Source organism: Helicobacter pylori (assembly GCF_002832345.1).
GTDB classification, from domain to species: Bacteria; Campylobacterota; Campylobacteria; order Campylobacterales; family Helicobacteraceae; genus Helicobacter; species Helicobacter pylori_CP.
Genome location: NZ_PHLZ01000049.1, coordinates 1 through 2,304 on the forward strand (window position 1 = coordinate 1; position 2,304 = coordinate 2,304).

A 2,304-nucleotide genomic window follows, 5' to 3' on the forward strand; every position below is an offset into this window, starting at 1 on the left:
AACAAAAACAAATGAAAACTTATCCATATAACCATTTTTTATTTTTCTGCTTTATTCTAGGAGCGTTTTTATTAGGTTTGCTCAGTCCAGCCTATGCTTTAAGCATTATCACCACTAAAGAAATTGACGCTAATTTGCCTAATGGAGCGATAGAAAGCAGGGTGGTGTTAGGCAAGAGGGTGTTTAAAGTAGAAGCTCATGGGTTTTATTTTAGAAACAATGCAACTAACAGCATAGATATAGAAATCACCAGTCTTTTAAGAAATAATCAATCGTTTCCTTTGACTAGTAGCGCTAAAACCAGTTTAAAAATACCTCCTAGCACCAAGATTAAAAAATCCACCATCCTTGTTTTAAAAGGCGAGAATGCTGAAGAAGTGGCTAAGATTTTAGGTATTAGTGAAAAAGAATACCAAAAGCTAGAAAACATCGCTCAAACTAACGCTACCAATGACCCTATGTATGCTAACACGCCTTTTAGTAATGGCTCTGATAGTTCCGCTTACGATAACAATCCTAATAGCCCTAACAATAACGCTATCAATGGTAAAGATGGCGCAAATGGGAGCAATGGCTATGGGATAAATGGGAGCAGTGGGAATAATTCAAATAATAATGCAATAGGCAGTGGTATTGATACAGATGGCGTGTTAGGGGTGGATGGGGTGAATGGCTCTAGCTCTTCAAGCGGTGGCTCTGTAGGGGGTTATGAGAATAATTTCACTAATCATGGCTCTACTAACAATAACACAGGAGGGTATGACAATTTTAATAATAATAGCTCAAGTGGTGGGGGGTTAGGGAATGGGGGACTTTTTCCTATTCCTTTTGGTAATGGAGACACAAACAATTCCAATAATCCTACTAACACCACTAGCCCAACTAATGGCAGTAGTTCTAATAGTGCCACTAATCCTAACTCGCAAGAAAACAATTACTCTAGCCAGTATTGTAAAGCGCCTGAGTTAAGCCCTAACAACACGATGAAACTAGATGTTATCGCTAAAGATGGCTCTTGTATTTCTATGAACGCTTTAAGAGATGACACTAAATGCGCTTATAGATACGATTTTGAAGCCGGCAAGGCTATCAAGCAAACGCAATACTACTAGTAGATAGGGAAAATAAAACGCAAAATATCGGTGGTTGTGTGGATTTACAAGGCGCTCAATATGCCATGCAACTTTACAAAGATGACAGCAAATGCACCTTACAAACCACAAGCGCTAAAGGTTATGGTATGGGGGAAACTCAAACCTTCCAAACTGAAATCGTGTTTCGTGGGATGGATAATCTAATCCATGTCGCTGTGCCTTGCAGCGATTATGCAAGGGTGCAAGACAGGATTGTTAGGTATGAAAAAAATGATAAAACCCAAACCTTAACGCCTATAGTAGATCAGTATTACAATGATCCTAGCAACCCTAACAAACAACAGATTTTAAATCGTGGGATTGCTACCCAATTAAGCTCACAATATCAAGAATTTGCATGCGGTCAATGGGAATACAATGACGCTAAATTAGAAGCCAAAAGACCTACAATGTTAAAAAGCCATAACAAGCTTAATGGCGAATGGGTAGAAGTTACGCCCTGTAATTTTGAAGCAGGGATTAAGAGTGGTGCGGTTGTTAGTCCTTATGTAATGGGTGTGTCCAGCTCTAAAGTCTTAAGCGATATTACTACAAGCCATTATTTTAGGATAGAAAGAAAGAATTATGGTGAGAAAGAACAATGCCAAAAACCTTATGGAATTAATCGTTGCCAACCGCAATATTTCCATACTAATCCTAGTATCACCGATTGGAGCGCCACTTACAAAACCACTACCACTCAAACCACTCAACCTTATTTGCGCCCCGCCCAAGATAATGAAAGCCCCACAACCTATAATCTTATCACCACTCAAACCACCATCAACAGGACTCAAAGCGTTTTAAAAAACGAATTGCATTTGAGTAATGATTATTTGAAGTATGTAGAAATCCATCAAGGCTATTACAAGGATAATGATCTTAAACAATCGCAAGGCTATATTGATTGGTCTAATTACTACCTCAATCAGAATGAAGGCTTTTGCTCTCAATATAACATTTGGAGTGAAAGCACAAAGATTGGTAAGAATTGGTATCGTTGGCATGACAATAAAATTTCTTGTGCTCAAAGACTGATTTATAGGCCTTTTCAAGGATAAGGTATGGAAGCGTTAAAGACTTTTTTAAAAAAATCCCTTATTCTGTTGTTGGTGGTTGCTTTAAGCCACCTGAACGCTGTGGCTATGATTGTGGATAACCCTACGCAGAA

At 38.5% G+C, this 2,304-nt stretch carries 1 pseudogene; it reads left to right on the plus strand.

Annotated elements, in window-relative coordinates:
* Positions 1-11: 11 nt before the first annotated feature.
* Positions 12-2,194 (plus strand): annotated as a pseudogene (locus tag CXY28_RS08510) (competence protein).
* Positions 2,195-2,304: the final 110 nt, after the last annotated feature.